The following is a 22,656-nucleotide window of genomic DNA, read 5'->3' as shown; positions in this document are numbered from 1 at the left end:
CGGAAATTAAAATACAAAAAGGGCTCACAAATGCAAGCCCCTACTATCCTATTGTAAGATTTCAACCGCAACTTTTTTATTTTCACGACTTGCGGCAGCTTTGACAACAGTTCTGATTGCCTTAGCAATTCTACCCTGTTTACCAATCACCTTACCCATATCGCTTTCAGCAACTCTAAGTTCCAAAGTTACTGTCTGGTCCTCGTTGTTAATTTCCTTAACATCAACCTGTTCGGGATAGTCAACAAGTGATTTGGCTATTATCTCCAATACTTCTTTCATTAGCCTATCCTCCATAATTAGATAATGTTAGACTTCTTTAGAAGAGCCTTAACAGTATCAGTTGGCTGAGCACCGTTTGAGATCCACTTCTTAACTGCCTCTGCGTCAATATTAACTGTTGCAGGGTCTGTTAGAGGATTGTATGTGCCAACTTCTTCAATAAATCTACCGTTTCTTGGGTATCTTGAATCTGCAACTACTACTCTATAAAAAGGAGCCTTCTTTGCACCCATTCTTCTCAATCTGATTTTTACTGCCATTGTTCTTTCACCTCCCATAAATTATAAGCATAAATATATCATAAAGTATTTATCATACCTTATTTACGTTTTCTGAGACGTTTAAGCATTTTTGCCTGACGTCCGCCTGACAGCTGTTTCATCATCTTTTGCATTTGTTCAAACTGTTTCAAAAGTTGATTTACGTCCTGTACTCTTGTTCCGCTACCTTTCGATATACGGACTTTTCTGCTTGCGCCGATTATACTCGGCTTTCTGCGTTCTTCCTGTGTCATTGACTGAATTATCGCCTCAATATGAAGCATTTTCTTTTCATTTTCTTCAGTGTCAACGCTTTCAAGCATTTTCTTATCTATTCCCGGCAACATACCGAGTATTTGTGAGAATGAACCCATTTTTCTGATTTGCTTGAACTGTTCAAGGAAATCATCAAGGTCAAACTGTTGTTTACGGATTTTTTCTTCAAGCTCCTGCGCTTTCTTTTCGTCTATGGTTTCCTGTGCCTTATCAATAAGAGTAAGCACATCACCCATACCCAAAATTCTTGACGCCATTCTGTCCGGATGGAACTGTTCAAGGTCGCTCAATTTTTCACCGACCGACGCATATTTTATCGGCTTACCCGTAACTTGTTTTACGGAAAGTGCCGCACCGCCTCTTGTATCACCGTCAAGCTTTGAAAGTATAACACCTGTTATATCAAGCTGATCGTTGAATGATTTTGCGACGTTTACTGCGTCCTGACCTGTCATTGCGTCTACAACAAGAAGTATTTCCGTCGGATTTACTTCCGCTTTGATGTTCGCAAGCTCGTCCATAAGCTGCTCATCTATATGAAGTCGACCTGCCGTATCAAGGATAACAGGGTCGTTTCCATGCTTTATTGCGTGTGCTACCGCTTCTTTTGCGATAGTAACGGGATTTACGTCTGCACCCATTGAAAATACGGGTACTTGAATTTGTTTACCCAAAACTTCAAGCTGTTTTATAGCCGCCGGACGGTACACGTCACAAGCAACCATAAGCGGACGCTTATTCATTTTCTTTGTAAGGTTTAATGCAAGCTTACCTGTTGCAGTTGTCTTACCTGCACCTTGCAGACCGCACATCATAATGACTGTCGGCGGTTTTTGCGAAAATTCAAGTCTTGAAACTTCACCGCCTATCATTTGGGTAAGTTCTTCATTAACTATTTTAACAAGCTGTTGTGCCGGAGTAAGCGACTCCATAATCTCCTGACCAAGTGCCTTTTCGGAAACTATGTTCACAAATTCCTTAACAACCTTGAAGTTTACATCTGCCTCCAAAAGAGCCAGCTTAATCTCACGCATTGCGTCTTTTATATCTTTTTCGTTAAGCTTTCCTTTACCGCGAAGTTTTTTGAAAACTCCCTGCAGCTTATCACCAAGGCTTTCAAATGCCATAAGCTGTGACTCCTTTCCGCAAATAATCTATATCTATATTTCTTTTGATATTTCGTCAATCAATCCGTAAAACTCGTCTTTACCGTCAAAATCGGTATTTTCAAGCAACGCATTTAATTTTTCAAGCTTTGAACTTATATTATGAAATCGTTCGACTATTCCGAGCTTTTCTTCATAATTCGTCAAATGCTTTTCGCCTTGCTTAATCGACTCTCTGACGCCCTGTCTGCTTATGTCGATTACATCGGCAATCTCCGACAGCGACAAGTCCTCATTATAATACATATCTATGGCATTACGTTGCTTTTCCGTAAGCAACTGACCGTATACGTCAAGCAAAATGGTAACATTCAAGTCCTTTGCCATTTGCATCACCTGTAAAGTTATTTTTATTTACAGGTGATATTTTACACGATTTCGGACAGTTTGTCAATATATTTTTTATCAAATTTCACCTTTCAAATCGTCAATGTTTTGTACAATTTCACAAAACTCATCGTAATTAAGCAGTCTGTTGAGCAAATCAAGGAGCATATTCGCGGAAATTTTCATAGGTATTCCGAGAGAATGTGCAAGTGCGTTACGCTTTTCACCGCTGCCGATACCCCCCGAAAGACCTGCTTTATACAAATCGGCTTTTGTAATTTCGCGTCCCGCTTTTACCGCCGTCGCACTTCCGTCAATCGTGCAACCCGCTTTTTTGAGGGAATCAAGGATTATATCGTCCTTAATCCCCTCAACACCCAAAAGGCCCTCTTTTCCGGGTTCTCTCTTGCGTTTTTCCTTGCCGTGAACATCGGGTACATAAGCGTGTTTTACCTTTTCTTTCGGCAAAGACTGTTTTATGTAGTTTCTTATTTTAAAGCCGGCACTGTCGGAATCGGTCAAAATAACAATTCCCGTTTCGTCCGCCATCTTTTTTATGCTTTCCAATATTCTGTCATCGGAAAATACGCAAAATCCGTTTGTCACTATTATCACCGCATCTATAAAACGTGACAGCTTTATTTTGTCATATATCCCCTCGACAACAATCGTTTCTTTTATTTTGTACATAACAATATCCCTTTGTAAATTATTTTTCGATATTTATTTTATGCACTTTGTCTTGCTCTGTCAATACTTTCTATTATATAATTTTCCACAATGTCACGAAGTCCCTGCGGTTCGATACGTTTCTTTATAATAGTATCAGAAAATTCCGTTGCGTCTTTGTATCGGTAAAAAATATTATTTATCTGCTTGCTTTCTACTATTTTACCTCCGCCTGCATACACGGTTGTCTTTTCTATCTTAATTCCGTAGCACTTTAAATCACAATAATCTGCCGATATGCTCTCGGGTATAATATAATAATCCAAACAAATGTAAACCTCACTTTCCTTTTTTATACTTTTGTACAAAATTTCATTATCCATATTAATTCCTCCGTCTTTTTGATATTTATGCCTCCTAACCAAGCCACCTAACCATTATATGCATAAAAATTTTTGAATATTCTAAAAAAAATTTAAAATAGGTATTGCAGTTTTTGAAAAAATGTATTATAATATTATAGCTAACTGAAGATTTGATTGGCGATGACGGCCGAGCCCGTGCGATTGAAACCCGTGAACCTTGTCAGATGGGGAACCAAGCAGCAATAAGCGGTGCTTTCAATGTGTTACGGTAAACTCGGTCGGAGCCTATTTTGATTATTACAACGCCTATATGGCGTTTTTTCGTATAAAGAAAGGTATTGGAGATTATATGGCACATCAAGCTATTTACAGAAAATGGCGTCCTATGGTGTTTGAGGACATTGTCGGTCAAGGCCATATTACACAAACTTTAAAAAATCAGATTTTAAACGACAAAATCGGTCATGCTTACCTATTCTGCGGAACGCGCGGAACAGGTAAAACAACTTGTGCAAAGGTTTTGTCGCGTGCTGTAAACTGTCTTAATCCGCATGACGGAAGTCCTTGCAATGAATGTGAAGTATGCAAAGGCATTTTGGACGGCAGTATTTTGGACGTTAAAGAAATTGACGCGGCGTCAAACAACGGTGTCGACAATATCCGCGAAATCCGTGACGATGTGCGTTATGTTTCCACAAACGCAAAATACACGGTTTACATCATAGACGAGGTGCATATGCTTTCAACCGGTGCGTTTAATGCCCTTTTGAAAACACTTGAAGAACCTCCTGAGCACGTTATATTTATTCTTGCAACGACTGAGGCTCACAAAGTACCTCAAACGATTTTATCAAGATGCCAAAGATTTGATTTTAAACGCATAAAGCCGTCGGATATTATACTTCGTATGAAAGAAATCGCACACGGCGACAAGCTTAACATATCGGAGGACGCATATGAGCTTTTGGGACATCTTGCGGACGGTTCAATGCGTGACGGACTGAGCATACTTGAAAGAGTCGTTTCCGCCTGCGGTAATTCGATTACCGCCGAAAATATAACGGCAACTCTCGGCATTTCAACTGCCGAATCAATATTTCAGATTACAGACGCCATTGAAAAAGGCGATGTAAATAAAATAATTTCCGTAATTGACAATATTATGTCAGACGGTAAAGATTTAAGAGTGTTTATCGACTCACTTATAAAGAATTTTCGCGATATGCTTATTTGTAAAATTACAGAAGATTCTTCAGCAATGCTTGACTACAATGCAGAAGATATGGTAAAATTAAAAGCGTTATCAGACAAAATGTCTTTTGAGAAGATTTCTCACGCAACATCGGTACTGTCCGACGCACAAGCCGATACTAAATGGATGAAGTCACCTCGTATAGTATATGAGTTGGCACTTATCAAACTTGCCAGACCCGAATATGACGATTCACCGTCAGCGGTTATGGACAGGCTTGCGTCATTGGAAAGCAAAGTTAAAAACGGTGCCGTTACCGATACTTCTTCCCTATCCGAAAGAATTTCAAATCTTGAGGAAAAGGTAAAAAACGGTGTAACGGTGCAGCCGACCGAAACGGTTAAAAAAAAAGAAGTAACCGAGAAGAAGAAAACTTCGGTCAGATTATATAACCCAATTCCGAAAGAAGAACTCACCTCCGACAATCCTATTGTCAAGGTTGCAAAGAATTGGGACAACATATCGCGAACGATGTGCAACTCGGCAGGTTACTTAAAAGCCGCTTTGATGAACAGAAATATAACCATTGATTCAGACGGTATTATACTTTTGTTCAATCCCAAAGAGAAAGGTGCTTACAATATAGCGGCAGCGTACAAGGATAAAATGCAGGTTATTTTTAAACGTGCGTCCGGTACAGACTTTGCGGTAAAGGTTGCATACGAAAACGACATACAAGAAGAACTCGTTGATTTTTGGAACTTGCCCGGCGGCAACGGTGAAGTAAATGAACCGACAAAAGTATCCGACGATCCCCTTGACAATCTTGTAGCGAATTTCGGTGAAATCGTCGAAAATGTAGACGAAAGCGAATTTACGGAATATGATTCCTCTAAGGATAACTTCTCACAGTCATCTCTTGACGATAACAATAGCGAAGATGATGACAATGCTCCCGAAGAATTTTTGGAAGGCAAAGAATTATCCCCTGAGGATGATAATAATTAATTTTAAAAACTAAGAAAGAGGTAAATTACAATGGGAAAATACAAAGGTTTTGCAGGTTCAGGAATGAACGCTAATAAGAATATGAGCAACGTTATCAAGCAAGCTCAAAAAATGCAGGCTGAAATGGAAAAGGTTCAGGAAGAACTTGAAGATAAGGTTGTTGAAGGTACAGCTGGCGGCGGTGCAGTTATAGCTACCGCTAACGGCAAGAAAGAAATTCTTTCACTTAAAATCAGTCCTGACGCTGTTGACCCTGAAGATATTGAAACACTTGAGGACCTTGTTATGGTCGCAGTCAACGATGCAGTCAAAAAGGCTGACGATATGATGGCTGAAGGTATGAGTGCCGTTACAGGCGGAATTAATATTCCGGGCTTATTCTAATATGCACGCAACAGTCATTGAAAATTTAATCGAAAAATTTGAACAACTTCCCGGTATCGGCAGAAAAAGTGCAGAAAGAATTGCTTTTCACATTCTTGAACATATGTCAAAAGAGGACGCAGTTTCAATGTCTAACATAATCACAGAGGCGAAAGAAAAAATTACACTTTGCCCTGTATGTCAAAATCTGACCGATACATCACCGTGTAAAATATGTTCATCACCGAAACGCGATAATTCCGTTATATGTGTTGTCGAAAGTCCCGAAGATGTTTCGGCAATCGAGGCGACAAACGAATTTAACGGTCTTTACCATGTACTTCACGGGTCATTGTCCCCTATGGACGGTATAACTCCCGATGACATAAAGATTAACGAGCTTTTACTCCGTCTCAGCGACAGTACGGTTAAGGAAGTCATTATGGCTACCAACCCAACCGTAAACGGCACAGCAACAGCAGTCTATATCTCTAAACTTCTTGCTCCGTTTGACGTAAAAGTTACCCGTATCGCACACGGTATTCCGATAGGAAGCGACCTCGAATATGCCGATAAGATTACTCTTATAAAGGCGCTTGAGGGCAGACAAACTATGTAAATAAAAATCCGATGAATTAAATTCATCGGATTTTTTGTATATTACGAAAGTTTCAAGCTATTCAATGCCTTATCCAAAGCATTTTCGTAAACTGTATTCTTTTCACTTTCATTGCACGCTTTTATTACCGTAATCAGATTTTCACTGTCATATGGGATAAAATACATTGTATAATACACATTATTAACACCATTAATCGTTAAAACAAGATCAGCTTTATATCCCTTTTTGCCCATCAATGTTACTTCTTCAATTTCATTCGGCATTGAAATATTCAAATATGAACTTGAACTGTTAAGCATTCCTGCAATATTTTTATACATATATTCTTCCAAAGTATATGTGCTTTTATTTAATTTATCGTCGTAATATGACAACGACGTCTTTTCTGCACGCAATGAACTGCCGTCAGCCGCACTTAACATAAGAGAAAAGTTAGGGAAAATCGCCGACAGTAATCCCGTTGTATCCATTCCATTCTTAGAACGATCCTTTGCCAACAGTAATCCCGTATCTGTTTCGCTTACATTCCACAAGCAAGGATAATTGATACTGAAAATATCGCCTTTAAATTCATTTAGTACGTTCAACGCGTCAATATCACTATCGCTTTCAAGTGCGTCGCCCAATTCATTTATATTTATTTCTCCAGGCACAAACGACTTTATAACCGCGTCAGCACTTTCCTTAAATCCCTCCGCCTCTTCTTCTCTCTTATCATATCCGAGATTAATTTTATATCTAAAATCACCGTAATTCATATAATACGTTTTTTCGACATACTCATTTTCGTTCTCCGAATAATTCTCCTCAAAATAATATGCTTTAATCTGTCCGATTTGAGTTTCTTTTATTTCGGATATTTTATATTTTTCAGAATTAACGGTCTTTTCGTAATCATCACGGTTCTTTTTTGCCCAATCTGCGGCAGACTGCCTATTCGGATTAGAATATGTAGAAATCATAATCAGAGGATCTCTTACACTTGAATACGAACTGTAATAATACATATCGTCATAATTGTAACCATAGCTGTAATTAAAATTATCGTCCGTTTCAATGCTTGTCGGTTTTATGACTGTCACTTTATTGTAAAAACCGTAGTATTCGTTTACAGACCAATCCTCATTTAATTTGATACTCCATCTGTAATTTCCGTCTACATATTCCGATTTTTCCTCTCCTGCAAGCTGTTTTTCAAGACCTATTTCGGCTACATCAACTGTATTTTCTTCGTCGCCGCCTTTATAATCAAATTCAAGCGAATCCAAAAACGCGGTAACATCAGTATTTTCTTTGGCAGTTTCAAAGTTTTCAAAACTTCGCTGTATTGTTATAAAATAAAAATACTCGTCTGTTTTATAAGCATATGCCTCTGTCACAGTATCAAGTCTTCTGTACTTTGTATACACATACTCAACGCCGTTATGCTCGCCCTTTCCTTTATCATACATTACATTTCGGTTGTAACTTGATAAATATGATTTTTGCATTGAAAGATAATATTGTTCTAAAGAACTGGTTCCGTCGTTTTTCTGACTTCTTAATGTGAATGATATATCATTCATTGAAAATCTGTAACTACTGCCGTAACTGCTCTCGGACATATCAAAATTATCTGTCTTTGTAAAGCGCCAATGTTCCTTTGAATTACCGATTTTTTCTTTCTCGGTATACTTAAACAACAGCTTGTAATTCACTCCCGAATCCAGACCGCCTGCCGAAACAATTACAATTTCTCCGCTTTCGCTGTTGTATGTTACGTCTGCACCAAGCGCCTCCGAAACAAATCTCAACGGTGCCATTACAGTTCCGTTATCACTGATTGTAACAGCTGAACTCATAGTCAACGTCTGTCCTGCAACGTCAACTTCCGTTGAATTTAATGTGTACTTAATTTCAACATCATCATAAGTCACCGAATAAACTCCGTCTTTTTCGGTTATTTCGCCGCCGAGTGCATTTACCAGCGCATACATATCAACCATTGTATCACCGTTTTGATTGACATACGGTGTGGCTGAAACAGACATTTTCTCATCGTTTAGCGTAACACTGCCACTACTTACGTTCACCTTAACAGTATTCACTATAAGGCTGTCACTATCCGCCATAGCGCCGACTGACGACAATATCATCGCCACACATATCATCAAAGAAATAAACTTTTTCATATCATTCTCCCCCCTATTCCGTTTTAGCTTTTTCGTCAAGAACTATATCCGCATACTTGATTTCACCGTTGGTTTTCACACCTACTTTGACAGTATCGCCCGGAAGATAATTCTTCATCAATTCGTTAAGTTCAACTATACTGTTTATCGCAACATCATCGACCGAAACCAACACGTCACCGGTCTTAAACGACGCCTTTGCAAGAGGTGATGATTTTTCAAGTCCTTTTATTGTAAGTCCTGCCTCTGACGGAACTCCCAGTTCTGCAAGCCAGTCCTCTTGGAACTCTGCACCAAATGATATATGTCTGACTTTTCCGTACAATTCAAACTGATTAAGTACATACTTAACTGTATCAACAGGAACTGCAAAATTAGTATTTGTACCCGAATATCCGCTTGATGTAATACCAACAAGCTCACCGTTCATATTAATAAGTGCACCGCCCGAATTTCCGTGAGTGATAGCCGTATCTGTCTGAACAAGTCTGTACGGCTCGCCGACACTTCTGTTTAGTCCGCTTATATGCCCTACCGTTGCGGAATTACGCAATGAAAACGTTATCGGTGTTCCTATTGCTATAACCTGTTTACCAACAACAATATCTTCACTGTTTGCGAATTTCACAACTGGCAAACCAATCTTTTTTATTTTAACAACCGCAAGGTCTGTATCTTCATCTATATATTTCAGTTGCGCCTCATAGCCTTTTCCGTCATTCATCACAACCAAAATCGTGTTCATATTTTTTACAACATGCGCATTGGTAAGAATTTCACCGCCGGTCTTTATTATGACGCCCGAACCGCTCATAATACCCTCTTGCGAGCCGTAATAGCTTTCTGTCTTACCACGTCCGATAATTCCGACCACTGACGGACTTACCGATTCAATCACCGAAGGAATTAATTCGTCATCACTAAGCGAATTTGATATATTAATGCCTGCTGTCTGCGTTTCCTCGTTCCATGAAACCTCTGCTCCGGCGGCCTCAAAAACACCTCTAAGCGGTACATACGTTTTGTCATCGATTATTACCGCGTCAGTATCTATCTGCGTTCCGTTCACTTCAACATTCGGTGCCGCCATTGCAGTTTGCAACAAAAGCAATGCAGAAATCATGCACGCAAAAACTATTTTTCTTTTCATTTGTCATCCCCTCCGATTTTATTTATTTTGTACAAATATAATATCATTTTCCAATTTATTTGTCAATATTTTCAACAAATTTTAATTATACGATTTTATGTAAAATCATTATGAACATAATCAAACTTTACTTGACTAATTTCTTATTAGAATGTATAATAGAATAGAATAATTTTATACTCTATAATATGTGAGGGGGTTACATTGATGAGTAGACTACATATGGGTATTGATGTAGGCTCAACAACAGTTAAAGTTGTTGTGCTTGATGAAAACAATAATACTTTATTTGCAGAATACAGACGTCATTTTTCAGATATAAAAAGCACCGTTAAAGGCCTTTTTGCAGAAGTCAAGGAGGTTGTCAAAAACGAACAGTTCACTGTTGTTATAACAGGTTCGGGCGGTCTTTTACTTTCAAAAATGCTTGATTTGCCTTTCGTACAGGAGGTTATAGCAAACAAAACAGCTATAAAAACATTTATGCCTGAAACAGATGTTGTTATCGAACTTGGCGGTGAGGACGCAAAAATCCTTTATCTTTCGGGCGGACTTGAGCAAAGAATGAATGGTACTTGTGCCGGCGGTACAGGTTCTTTTATCGACCAAATGTCTATACTTTTAAAAACAGATGCAGACGGTCTTAATGCACTTGCCGAAAAGCACACTATTATTTACCCTATCGCCGCTCGTTGCGGTGTTTTCGCAAAATCGGACGTTCAGCCGCTTTTAAACGAGGGTGCGGCACGTGAAGATATTGCCGCGTCAATTCTTCAAGCCGTTGTAACTCAGACAATCAGCGGTCTTGCACAAGGCAGACCTATAAAGGGCAATATCGTATTTCTTGGAGGTCCTTTGCACTTCTTACCTCAGCTAAGACGTCAGTTTGAGGAAACTTTAAAGGACAATGCAAAGTCTTTCAAAACTCCTGAAAACGCACAGCTGTTCGTGGCAATCGGTGCGGCACTTATGTACGAAGACAAGACTTCCGACATAGACACACTTATTTCACAGCTTGCAAACGCAAAATCTGTTGACGCCGAAATTACGCGTATGCGTAAGCTGTTTGAAACAGAGGACGAACGCAAGGAATTTTTCGACAGACACGGCAAGGACGTTGCAAGACGTAAGGATATTTCAACCGCAAACGGTCCTGTATTCCTTGGTCTTGACGTCGGTTCAACGACTATCAAAGCCGCACTTATTAACGAGGACGGCGATATTCTTTATGATTATTACGGCAAAAACGAAGGCAGTCCTATTACCTGCGGTATAAAAATACTTCGTGAATTGTATTCAAAATTGCCGAAATCGGCTTATATCGCAAACGCCTGTACAACAGGTTACGGCGAACTTTTGTTAAAGACTGCTTTCAGAATTGAAGAAGGCGAAATCGAAACTATCGCCCACTACAAAGCCGCAAATTATTTCTCACCGGGTGTTGATTTTATCATCGACATCGGCGGTCAGGATATGAAATGTATGAAAATCAGAAACGGCGTAATCGACAGCATTATGCTTAACGAGGCCTGTTCATCGGGCTGCGGTTCATTCATTCAGACATTTGCGGAAAGTTTGGGACTTGATACAATATCATTCTCACAAGAGGCTCTTGTGGCAGACAATCCCGTTGACCTTGGTACGCGTTGTACGGTGTTTATGAATTCGCGTGTTAAACAAGCTCAAAAAGAGGGTGCGACTGTCGGTGACATCAGTGCGGGTCTTTCCTATTCCGTTGTCAGAAACGCTCTTTACAAGGTTATAAAACTTCGTGACCCCGAACAAATGGGTACTAATATCGTTGTTCAAGGCGGTACTTTCAACAACAACGCTATACTTCGTTGTTTTGAACTTTTGACAGGCAAAAATGTTGTCCGTCCGGATATTGCAGGTATTATGGGTGCGTTCGGCTCGGCGCTTATTGCAAAAGAGCGTTGGAACGGCGGTGAATGTGATATTCTTCGTGTTGATGAACTTGATTCGTTCACATTCGATACTTCACTTACACGTTGTCAAAAGTGTAACAACCACTGTCAGCTTACAATAACAAAATTTTCTGACGGAAGTCAGTTTGTATCCGGTAACCGTTGTGAACGCGGTGCCGGACTTGAAAAAGCCAAAAAGCAAATGCCTAATCTTTATGATTATAAATACAAACGTGCATTTGCATACAAGCCGTTAAAGGCAGAGAATGCACCAAACGGTGTTATCGGTATACCGCGTGTACTTAATATATATGAAAACTATCCGCTATGGTTTACATTCTTTACTGAGCTTGGTTTCTCCGTAAGAATTTCCGGCAGAAGTACGCACGACCTTTACGAAAAAGGTATCGACTCGATACCGAGTGAAAGTGCTTGCTACCCTGCAAAACTTGTGCACGGTCACATTCAAGACCTTATCGACAAGGGCATAAAAACTATTTTTTACCCTTGTATTCCGTATGAACAGATAGAATATTCGGACGCAGGCAATCACTTCAACTGTCCTATGGTAACATCTTATCCGGAAGTTATCTACAACAATATGGACGTTGTACGTCAAAGCGATATTAACTTCTTATATCCGTTTATCAACCTTGCCGACAAGCCGTCGTTTAAACGTCAAATGATGAAAGCGTTGCACGATTACAGCTTTACAAAAACAGAAATTGACAACGCGTCTGAAAAGGCTTTTGCCGAACTTCAGCATTACAAGCAAGACATCAGAAATAAGGGTGAAGAAGTTTTGAAGTGGCTTGACGAACACGATGAACGTGCTATCGTACTTGCCGGCAGACCGTATCATATCGACCCTGAAATCAATCACGGTATTCCGGATATGATTACATCACTCGGCTTTGCCGTTCTTACAGAGGACAGCGTTGCACATCTCGGTCATCTTGAACGCGATATAAGAGTTGTTGACCAATGGGCATACCATACAAGACTTTACGAATCAGCGGCACAGGTTATCAAAAATCCGCGTCTTGAGCTAATTCAGCTTAATTCGTTCGGTTGCGGTCTTGACGCAGTTACGACCGACCAAGTACAGGAAATTTTGCAGTCACACGAAAAGATTTATACGACATTGAAAATAGATGAGGTTTCAAATCTCGGTACTGCAAGAATAAGAGTTCGTTCGCTTAAAGCAGCGGTCAAGGAACGTGACGATAACGACTTTATTCCGCATAAAATTGATGATTACACAATTAACAGAGTTAAGTTTACAGAGGAAGAACGCAAAAAGCATACTATAATCTTCCCTCAAATGAGCCCTACCCACTTCGGACTTTTCGAGGCGGTTATGCGTGCAAACGGTTACAATGCACTTGTGCTTGAACACGCAACGGCAGAGGACGTTGAGGCCGGTTTAAAGAGCGTTAATAACGACGCTTGTTATCCGTCAATTATGGTAACAGGTCAGCTTGTCAATGCGTTTACAAGCGGAAAATGCGACCCGAACAACACTTCCGTTATGATTACGCAAACAGGCGGCGGCTGTCGTGCAACCAACTATATCGCCTTTCTTCGTAAGGCGCTTAAAGAGGCAGGCTATCCGAATGTTCCCGTAATTTCGCTTAACGTGTCGGGACTTGAGGGCAATCCCGGATTTAAGATTACTCCAAAACTTGTTGACGGTCTTTTAAAGGCTTGTACTTGGGGCGACTTATTGCTTGCCGTTACACTTCGTATCCGTCCTTACGAGGTAAATGAGGGCGAAACAAATGCGGTACACGAAAAGTGGCAAAAGCGTTTGTACAGCGATATTATTAATAATAACCGTAAACAGCTTAAACTTAAAAAGGTTATTGATGAAATAATCGCAGACTTTGACGCAATCGAAATTGATGAAACAGTCAAAAAGCCAAAAGTCGGTGTGGTAGGTGAAATTCTTGTTAAGTTCCACCCTGACGCAAATAACAATATTATTGATGTTATTGAGTCGGAGGGCGGTGAGGCAGTTATGCCGGGACTTGCGGACTTTATGCTTTATTGTTTGTATAACAATAACTTCAAACGTGATAATCTTGGTTCTAAGCGTTCAACCGCCGCACTTTGCAATCTTGCAATTTGGGGTATTGAAAGTTTCAGAAAGCATATGGCAAAGGTTATGAATAACAATCCTAAGTTCCGTATGCGTTCACCGAAACATATTGCGGATATTGCCGAGGGTGCAAAGCACGTTTTACAGCTTGGTCACTGCACAGGTGAGGGTTGGTTCCTGACAGGCGAAATGATTGAGCTTATAAATTCGGGTGTTCCGAATATCGCTTGTGTTCAGCCGTTTGCTTGCTTGCCTAACCACGTTACAGGTAAGGGTATGATTAAGGAACTTCGCAGACAGTACCCGCAAGCCAATATCGTTGCGGTTGACTATGACCCGGGTGCAAGTGAAGTTAATCAGCTTAACCGTATTAAACTTATGCTTGCAGTCGCTTTTGAAAATATGAAAAAAGACGAAATGTACGACTCTGTTATGCCAAAGAAAACAGAAGTCAGAGAAACTGTTAAAATAGAAAAGTAACATAAAAAAAGCACCTTTCGGTGCTTTTTTTGTTATTCTGCTTTTACATACCGTCCCGCAAAATATACATTTCCGCTATCGTCCAATATGTAATATGTAAACGGTTTATCGGCTTTAAATTCTATTGGTTCTTCCGACCGATAACCTGATATTTTAGTGATAATCACAGTTGCGGCAGCCGCCTCTGTTCCCTTTTCATCAACATCTATCATTGCTTTTTGCAGAATAGCCTCAATTATCATGCGTTCGGGATAATTTTTAAGCATTAAGCTGAAATCAGCATTTTGCTAATCAAAAGCCTTTTCTATTCCCATATTTTTAAGTATGTTTACGTAGTCTATCGAATATTCAGCTTTAATTTTCGGCAATGTCACCTCAACCAACTTGCTTGTCATTTTCCCATTATGAATATCGTTAAGAATATTTTTAGTGTCCCCTAAAACAACAACCATACTTAGTCCGTTTTCATATGGCAATTTCACGGCTTTAGTGTCACCGTTCTCATAATATTGAAAATCTGCCGCTTGATGCATAAAATCAATTTCCGATTTATCACCGTTTATATCGGTGAAAGTTTCTTTATATGTACCCTCTTTTTCAAATTTATTTACCCAATCCGCTTTCATATAAATCGCATTCGCAAGTGCACATACATAACCTCTGTTTTCTTCAGAAAGTATATTGGTTATTTTGCCGTTTGTCTGTTTTTCTACCCATTCATTTACCATTTCAATACTGTCATCGTTCGTAACCGATTGAGCAGTTCCTTGGTAGTCGCTTTGTATTTTCTTTTGATAGTCGTCGGCGAAATAAGCATTTTCCCCGCTGTCCTTGTTAAACCATATTGAATTTGCTATATCAATGTCCTTATTTTTGTTATCGGTTATTATTTGGCTGTATAGGCTTGTATTCGGTGAATCAAATGCTTGCGTTATTTCTTGTTTTGTGTCCCCTACTGCCCCCTCTGACGCCATCATCATTGCCATTTCAAGCGAAAACGGAGATATAACATAGTTTTCGTCCTTAGGCAGATTTTCCATAAGTTTTTGCGTGTAGTATTCATTGTACTTGTGAGGTGCTATTGCAACGGTTTTAGTGTCCCCATCCCAATCCACATTACAGTCAAGCGCCTCCGACACCGCACGAAGCGGCACAAGTGTGCGGTCGTCTATAATTACTGGTGCTGTGTCAAGGCTTACTTTTTCATCATTAACCGTCATTTCATTACTGCCGATTTCCAAACCGATTGTGTTGCCGTCATTTTTCGCCGTTATAATCTGCCTGCCGTCAATGTCGGTATAATCAACACTGCAATGAAGTTCTTCAAATATCGCACGCATCGGTACAAGAACACGGTCGTTCTGTATTATCGGTGCAACGTCAAAATCCATTGCTTGACCGTCTAACGTAACTTTTATTTTTTCCTCTGCTAACGTCGTACACCCTGACATTACCACCGTCAATGACAATATTATCGGTATAATCTTTTTCATTTTATGTCCCTCCTAACCATTACTCTGCTAAATATCCGCCCCATTCGACAACCGTAAATCCTTTACGTTCAAACGGTTTTATCTCCTGTTTCGGTAAAACAGTATTTTCGTCCGCTTTTTCGTATACCATAAACACTCTTAAAATCGAATCGGGTTTTGGATTTATTTCAAGTTTTGCCTTATCGGTATAGTCGTCCTCGGCGAAATATATTTTATTATATTCGTTTTCTTGCAATTTTGGCGCCCAATATACTATAAATTCGTTATATTCTTTTGGAGTAAGTCCCATTTGGGAAAGTGTTTCTCGCAAAAATTCGGCACTTTCACTGCCCTTTACGACAAATCCCTCTTTAAAATCGGGCTTAAATGTCGGCATTAACCCCTCCCAGAAAAGATAGGAATATTCTTTTCCGTCTGAAATTATCGTGCCGTCAGGCTTCGCCGTTACATTCCAACCATTGTTGTATTCGGGATATGTGAAAGTAAATTTACCGTCAAGGTCAAGTTTAACATTTACCTCTTGTTCCTTTTCGGGATACAGATATATAACAGGTTTTCCGCCTATACCGGCACAATTTTCCTTTATTCCCGAAACAAAATTTATAACGTCCTGCTGTTTTTCAACGCTTTCCGCATAAGCGTATATGTGATAGCTGACTTGGTCGTGTTCTACATACGTCTGCATATAGTTATCTTCATTATACAACAACCATTCAACATCATTGCCTAAAAATTTGCTTTTAACTTTCTTATATGCCTTATTGCCGTTATACAAATCTGTTTGTTCATCTACATCAGATTGCATTTCATCAATGTATAGCAGCGGCACACCTTTTTCATCGGTTTTAGTAACTTTCTTTATTAGCCAACCGTATCTGTCATCTCCGTCCAATCTCACAAAATAACCATTCGGTCTTGTGATTGTCAAATAATCACTGTGAACAGAATTTGCCGAAGTATCAAGTTTTTTGTCACCTGCACTCAACGTGTCGATTATCTCTTGTACATTTGTTTTCCACAAATCTTTATCTGTTTTTGCATTTGCTTTTGCATACAATAATATCAAATAATCGTCGCTTGATTTTACAAGATATTCAACTCTGTTTTCCTTTTCCGACTTCAATTCGATATACTCAATACCGTTTTGTGTCACCGTATCGCCAACGGTTTCATATTCCAAATTCTCTGCATCTTTCTTCAAATCTCCGACAGTTATATATCCCAATTCTTTTGCCACAAAATCTATACCCTCATTACTCAGTTCCAACCAAGTATCGTCACCCCAAAAGCCATCGTATACTTTACTGTCACTTTTAATTTTTACTTTTAATCTGCCGTAAAGAATATCGTATTCCGTTTTAGGAATTTCTTTTGAAATTGTAACAGTTTTAGTGTCCCTGTCCCAATTTACATCATAGTCAAATGCTTCCGACACTGCACGAAGCGGTACAAGTGTGCGGTCGTTTACGATTATGGGTGCTGTATCGAGTTTTATTTTTTTGTTATGTATTTGCATTTCGTCACTGCCGATTACTAAGCCGATTGAGTTATTTTCATTGAGTTTCGCAGTTATAATCTGCCTGCCGTCAATATCGGTATAATCAACACTGCAATGAAGTTCTTCAAATATCGCACGCATCGGTACAAGAACACGGTCGTTCTGTATTATCGGTGCAACGTCAAAATCCATAGCTTGACCGTTTAGCATAACTGTTATGTTTTCCTCTGCCAGCACCGTAGACGTTGACATTACCGCCGTCAATGACAATATTATCGGTATCATCTTTTTCATTTTATGTCCCTCCTATTTTTCCTTTCGCTATTAATACTTTTCAACACCTCAAAAAGTTGCAAAAAGTTTATTAAATGTTAAATATTTCTTTTATAATATCATAAAAAGACAAAATTTTCAAGATTATATGTTAATTGTACTGTTTTCTAAACAGTAAATATCCCCCGGCATAGCCGGGGGCTTTTCATCAACGGGCATAGCCCTACTCTACTAGCCACGCGCGAAAGCGCATTAGTACGACTGCCTCTTGCTAAGGGCTCGTTACTCGCTGCCAGTAAACTTGGCTTTATTTCTTGAACGGTTCTACATCTTCAAATGTTAATTGACCATTCAGTCTGTCCTCTTTCAACTGATTACTTATATATGCATCTATCGCTTTAGTATTTTTCCCTACTGTATCCACATAATATCCTCTACACCAAAATTCTCTGTTTCTATATTTGTATTTCATATTTCCCCATTTTTCATATATCATTATGCTACTCTTTCCTTTCAAAAATCCCATGAAGCTTGATACACTATATTTCGGTGGTATTTCTACCAACATATGTACATGATCTGGGCATACTTCTGCATTAATTATATTTACTTTCTTCCAATTGCATAATTCTCTTAATATTTTTCCTATTTCTGCTCTTTTTTCGCCGTAAAACACCTTTCTTCTATACTTCGGTGCAAATACTATATGATACTTGCAATTCCATTTTGTATGTGATAAACTGTGTATATCATTATTTTTCATATTGCTTAATTCTCCTTTTTATATAAATATTATTGCTTCTGGCAGTCGCAATAATATTATATCAAAAGGAGTTTTTATTTTTCATCGCTAAAGCTACACTGAACCCCCAGACTATCTGGGGGTTTTCTTAATACAAAAAAGACCTTAACATATTGCTAAGGTCTTATATCATTAGTCAAACAACGACACTTGGTCGGTATCGGGCAAATTATCGAAACATCCGTTTTCTTCAAGGATATTAAGCGGATTTTTACCTATACCGGTACGAATTCTTAAATCTTCGACGTTTCTAAATTCGCCGTTCTTTCTTTCTTCCGTAATGCTTATCGCATCGTTTTCGCTAAGTCCGGGAAGTGCGGAAAGCGGAGGAAGAATACCTCCCTCAACCTGTCTGAAATCTGTTGCGTGGGATTCGTACAAATCGACAGGCACGAAATTAATTCCTCTTGCGTACATTTCAATACAAATTTCAAGTATCGGTATAAGGTTTTCTTCTTTCGGAGTAACAGTTCCGTCCTTTTTCTTTGCGTTGATTGAACGCATTTCTTCACGAACGCGTTCTTCTCCCCTCGCCATTACAGATGCGTCAAAATCGTCCGCACGCACCGTATAATATGCGATATAAAATGCCTCCGGATAATGTACTTTAAAATACGCAATTCTGAATGCCGACATAACGTAAGCGGCAGCGTGTGCCTTAGGGAACATATACTTGATTTTTTTACACGACTCAATATACCAATCAGGCACATTATTATCACGCATTTCCTGTTCATATTCAGGCGTCAGGCCTTTACCTTTACGCACCATTTCCATTATTTTGAACGAATGTTCTTCTTCAACACCGCATGAAATAAGATAAATCATAATATCGTCACGGGCACATATTGAGTGTGACAGGTCACACTTGCCCTCTCTGATTAATTCCTGTGCATTACCGAGCCACACGTCAGTACCGTGCGAAAGTCCCGAAATTCTTACAAGTTCAGAGAATGTTGTCGGCTTTGTATCTTCAAGCATTTGACGTACAAACTTTGTACCGAACTCAGGTATTCCGTATGTACCCAAATTTGTACCTATATCCTTACCCGGAAGTAATTTCAACGCTTTATTTGACGTAAACAAACTCATTGTTTCGGGGTCACCTATCGGAATATCCCGTGCGTGCAGTCCCGTTATATCCTCAAGCATTCTTATAACCGTCGGATCATCGTGTCCAAGCTCATCAAGTTTTAAAAGGTTTTGGTCGATTTTGTGGTAATCGAAGTGAGTCGTAATAATATCCGAATTAGGATCGTCCGCAGGGTGCTGAACAGGGCAAAATTCATGTATATCATTTTCAAACGGTACAACGATAATTCCGCCCGGGTGCTGTCCCGACGTACGTTTTACGCCCTCACAGCCTTTTGCAAGTCGTTTCATCTCCGCATTACGCATCACAAGATTTCTCTCCTCGCAATACTTCTTTACATAACCGAATGCGGTTTTTTCCGCGACAGTACCGATTGTTCCGGCTTTGAAAACCTTACCCTTACCGAAGAATGTTTCGGTGTATTTATGGATTACCGGCTGATACACGCCCGAAAAGTTAAGGTCAATATCAGGCTCTTTATCGCCCTTAAATCCAAGGAATGTTTCAAACGGAATATCGTGGCCGTCTTTTCTGTACTTCGTTCCGCACTTCGGACACACCTTATCGGGCAAGTCACACCCCGACAAACCGATTTCGGACTCAATAAACTCTACGTTTTTGCAATTCGGGCAAATATAGTGACCTTGAAGTGAATTAACCTCCGTTATATCCGATAAATACGCAACAAGCGACGAGCCGACAGAACCACGTGAGCCAACCAAATATCCGTCCGCAAGCGAATGACGTACAAGCTCCTGTGCAATTCTGTACATAACCGAAAAACCGTAAGTCGTAATCGAATGAAGTTCCTTATCCAGACGTTTCTGCACAATTTCAGGAAGCGGATCGCCGTATATTTCCTTTGCTCTCGTTGTCGAGTCGTTTATGATACCCTCTTTCGCACCCTCAATTACAGGCGGACACTTTTTCGCAGGAATCGGTCTGACGTCCTCTATCATATCGGCTACAAGGTTTGTGTTTTTAACAACAACCTCATACGCCTTTTCCTTGCCCAAATACTCAAATTCTTTAAGCATTTCTTCCGTTGTTCTGAAATACAGCGGTGCTTGATTGTCAGCGTCCGAAAATCCTTTGTAATTCATAAGGATTTTTCTGTAATCCGCGCCCTCCATATCCATAAAATGCACGTCACACGTTGCGACAACGGGTTTATTATACTTTTCGCCAAGTGCAACAATACGTCTGTTTAAATTTTGCAAATCTTCGTCCGTATTTACCATAGGGTGTTTCGGATCGGTTTTCATATACGCATTATTGCCTATCGGCTGAATTTCAAGATAGTCGTAAAAATCAACTATTTCCTTTAATTCCTCGTCACTGTCACCGTCTATCATCGCTCTGAAAAGTTCGCCAGCCTCACAAGCCGAACCGAGTATAAGTCCCTCGCGTTTTTCTTCAAGCAAACTTCTTGGTATTCTCGGTGTTCTGAAGAAATATTTCAAATGCGATTCCGAAATCATTTCATAAATATGTCTTAAACCGATTTGATTTTTTGCAAGTATGATAATGTGATATGCTTTATTTTTCTTTGACGCACTTCTTAAATCAAAAATATCATTGAATGTTTTAAGCTCCGTCTTATCTTCTTCACGAAGTTTTTCTATCATCTTAACGAAAACATCAGCCGTAGCCTTTGCGTCGTCCACGGCACGGTGATGATTTTCAAGAATAACGTGAAGATGTTTTGTAAGTGTATCAAGTTTAAAGTTCGGAAGTTCGGGATACATACATCTTGCAAGCATAAGCGTATCAAGGTAGCAGAAATTAAATTCAAAATTATGACGCTCCGCCGCCTTTTTTATAAATCCTATATCGAACGCCGCGTTATGTGCAACAAGTATGCAATCCTTACAAAACTCAAAAAACTCACCGAGTATTTCTTCGATTTTCGGTGCGTCAGCCACCATACTGTCCGTAATACCCGTAAGTTCCACAATATTTTCGGGTATCGGCTGACATGGATTAACGAACGTAGACCACTTATCGACAATCTGACCGTTCACAACCTTTACCGCACCGATTTCGGTGATATTGTTTTTATCGTTGTGAAGTCCGGTTGTTTCTATATCGAACACGACAAACGGTGAGTCGATATTCTGATTTTCCGCATTATAGACAATCTTCTTGCTGTCGTCAATCAAATATCCCTCAACACCGTAAAGAATTTTAATTTTTTCATTAAAATTTGACGCTTTCATCGCGTCCGGGAATGACTGAACAACTCCGTGGTCGGTAACGGCAATCGCCTTATGTCCCCAATAAATTGCTCTGTTGATAAGATCATTTACGGACGAAACCGCGTCCATCGCCGACATCTGTGTATGCAGGTGAAGTTCTACACGTTTTTCCGCTGCCTCGTCCATACGAACAGGCGGTTTTTCAATTTCCGCAATGTCGTTAATCATCACAATCGTTTCACCTGCGTATTGGTCGAACTGTGCCTTACCGCGCGCAACGATATATATACCGCCCTCCTTGACTCCCTTTTTCAATTTTGAAAAAAGCTTGTTAAACGGCTCGTCATCTTCCGTTTTTGTAACGAACATTTTCGCCGATATTGAGTCCTCGTTATCGGTAATATCCATTGTTATAAGGTGAAATTCCTTGCCTGTTTTTTTAGATTTAATATCTCTGTCCTCAACAAAAAATACCTTACCTGAAAATACAACTCTGCCTGAATTATCGTTAATCGAATGAATTGATATAATATCGTCATTAATCGGTCTGCCGTAAAGCATATCCGAAACATTGGCTTTACCTTTGATTTTCGGGCCTGATGATGCAGACTGCATAGTCCCCTCATGACCGGGTTCGACTTCGTAAATCATTACATTTTTATCTTGCTGTTTAATTCTGTTATCAACCCTAACGATTACTTCCGTAAGATTACAAGCCTTTTTTACTTCACTTTCGACCTTCGCCTGCTGATAAGCGGACGTGTCAGAGCCAAGCAAAATACCTATTTTTCTTCTGTTTTTTGAAACTCTTATTTTTTCTATTTCCAAATCGGCTATATCTTTATCCGTTATCTTTGGAAACACAACACCAATTTTCGGTTTCATATAACATCTTTCTCCTCGTGATAAAACAGGCTGCCGACATTTGCCGACAGCCTTTTT

The 22,656-nt window shown here is 39.6% G+C and carries 15 protein-coding genes, 1 other RNA gene and 1 pseudogene; 5 read left to right on the top strand and 12 right to left on the bottom strand.

Annotation, left to right across the window (positions count from 1 at the left end):
- Window positions 1-48 precede the first annotated feature (48 nt).
- The 6 genes from ACSAMO_RS12075 to ACSAMO_RS12050 all read right to left on the bottom strand — a co-directional run bounded on the left by ACSAMO_RS12075 (window position 49) and on the right by ACSAMO_RS12050 (window position 3,363).
- Entirely contained in the window at window positions 49-282 is a 234-nt protein-coding gene (locus ACSAMO_RS12075; RefSeq protein WP_022229513.1) for a KH domain-containing protein, read from the bottom strand.
- A gap of 17 nt (window positions 283-299) precedes the next feature.
- Window positions 300-542 (bottom strand): 30S ribosomal protein S16, encoded by a 243-nt coding sequence (gene rpsP / locus ACSAMO_RS12070; protein ID WP_022229514.1) that lies wholly within the window; start codon window positions 540-542, stop codon window positions 300-302.
- 59 nt (window positions 543-601) lie between these two features.
- Window positions 602-1,945, bottom strand: coding sequence for a signal recognition particle protein (gene ffh / locus ACSAMO_RS12065; RefSeq protein WP_022229515.1), 1,344 nt, complete (start codon window positions 1,943-1,945; stop codon window positions 602-604).
- Between the two features lie 33 nt (window positions 1,946-1,978).
- Window positions 1,979-2,311: a YlxM family DNA-binding protein gene (ylxM, locus tag ACSAMO_RS12060; protein ID WP_022229516.1), complete on the bottom strand. Its 333-nt coding sequence runs from the start codon at window positions 2,309-2,311 to the stop codon at window positions 1,979-1,981.
- Between the two features lie 78 nt (window positions 2,312-2,389).
- The gene (locus ACSAMO_RS12055; protein ID WP_499209397.1) at window positions 2,390-3,001 is read right to left on the bottom strand and encodes a ribonuclease M5; all 612 of its coding nucleotides are present in this window, start codon (window positions 2,999-3,001) and stop codon (window positions 2,390-2,392) included.
- Window positions 3,002-3,039: 38 nt separating this feature from the next.
- Entirely contained in the window at window positions 3,040-3,363 is a 324-nt protein-coding gene (locus ACSAMO_RS12050; RefSeq protein WP_147514639.1) for a DUF6514 family protein, read from the bottom strand.
- Window positions 3,364-3,530: 167 nt separating this feature from the next.
- Here ACSAMO_RS12050 and ffs point away from each other — a divergent pair.
- The 4 genes from ffs (at window position 3,531) to recR (ending at window position 6,527) form a co-directional block, all read left to right on the top strand.
- Window positions 3,531-3,628: signal recognition particle sRNA small type (gene ffs, locus ACSAMO_RS12045), an RNA gene on the top strand.
- A gap of 66 nt (window positions 3,629-3,694) precedes the next feature.
- Complete coding sequence (gene dnaX, locus ACSAMO_RS12040) at window positions 3,695-5,545, top strand: DNA polymerase III subunit gamma/tau (RefSeq protein WP_499209396.1); 1,851 nt, start codon at window positions 3,695-3,697, stop codon at window positions 5,543-5,545.
- A gap of 30 nt (window positions 5,546-5,575) precedes the next feature.
- Window positions 5,576-5,929 carry a YbaB/EbfC family nucleoid-associated protein gene (locus ACSAMO_RS12035; RefSeq protein ID WP_147514637.1) on the top strand — a complete coding sequence of 118 codons (354 nt, stop codon included), beginning with the start codon at window positions 5,576-5,578 and terminating at the stop codon, window positions 5,927-5,929.
- A gap of 1 nt (window position 5,930) precedes the next feature.
- Window positions 5,931-6,527, top strand: a complete 597-nt coding sequence (gene recR, locus ACSAMO_RS12030) for a recombination mediator RecR (RefSeq protein ID WP_022229521.1) — start codon at window positions 5,931-5,933, stop codon at window positions 6,525-6,527.
- 41 nt (window positions 6,528-6,568) lie between these two features.
- On the opposite strand, the gene ACSAMO_RS12025 is transcribed toward recR, so the two are convergent.
- Entirely contained in the window at window positions 6,569-8,701 is a 2,133-nt protein-coding gene (locus tag ACSAMO_RS12025; protein WP_499209395.1) for a copper amine oxidase N-terminal domain-containing protein, read from the bottom strand.
- 13 nt (window positions 8,702-8,714) lie between these two features.
- Complete coding sequence (locus ACSAMO_RS12020; RefSeq protein ID WP_118445787.1) at window positions 8,715-9,851, bottom strand: trypsin-like peptidase domain-containing protein; 1,137 nt, start codon at window positions 9,849-9,851, stop codon at window positions 8,715-8,717.
- A gap of 204 nt (window positions 9,852-10,055) precedes the next feature.
- On the opposite strand from ACSAMO_RS12020, the gene ACSAMO_RS12015 reads away from it, so the two are divergent.
- Window positions 10,056-14,357: an acyl-CoA dehydratase activase-related protein gene (locus tag ACSAMO_RS12015; protein WP_499209394.1), complete on the top strand. Its 4,302-nt coding sequence runs from the start codon at window positions 10,056-10,058 to the stop codon at window positions 14,355-14,357.
- A 32-nt stretch (window positions 14,358-14,389) separates the two neighbouring features.
- Here the strand turns inward: ACSAMO_RS12015 and ACSAMO_RS12010 are convergent.
- The 4 genes and pseudogenes from ACSAMO_RS12010 to ACSAMO_RS11995 form a co-directional block, all read right to left on the bottom strand.
- A pseudogene (locus ACSAMO_RS12010) lies at window positions 14,390-15,808 on the bottom strand (serpin family protein).
- A 61-nt stretch (window positions 15,809-15,869) separates the two neighbouring features.
- Window positions 15,870-17,642: a copper amine oxidase N-terminal domain-containing protein gene (locus ACSAMO_RS12005; protein ID WP_499209393.1), complete on the bottom strand. Its 1,773-nt coding sequence runs from the start codon at window positions 17,640-17,642 to the stop codon at window positions 15,870-15,872.
- A gap of 286 nt (window positions 17,643-17,928) precedes the next feature.
- Complete coding sequence (gene tnpA / locus ACSAMO_RS12000; protein ID WP_118447087.1) at window positions 17,929-18,384, bottom strand: IS200/IS605 family transposase; 456 nt, start codon at window positions 18,382-18,384, stop codon at window positions 17,929-17,931.
- A gap of 171 nt (window positions 18,385-18,555) precedes the next feature.
- Window positions 18,556-22,599, bottom strand: coding sequence for a PolC-type DNA polymerase III (locus ACSAMO_RS11995; protein WP_499209392.1), 4,044 nt, complete (start codon window positions 22,597-22,599; stop codon window positions 18,556-18,558).
- Window positions 22,600-22,656 lie beyond the last annotated feature (57 nt).

The organism is Ructibacterium sp. SJQ-7 (genome assembly GCF_054696575.1).
The sequence above is the reverse complement of the archived record's forward strand: the minus strand, read 5'-3'. Positions and strand labels throughout refer to the sequence as shown.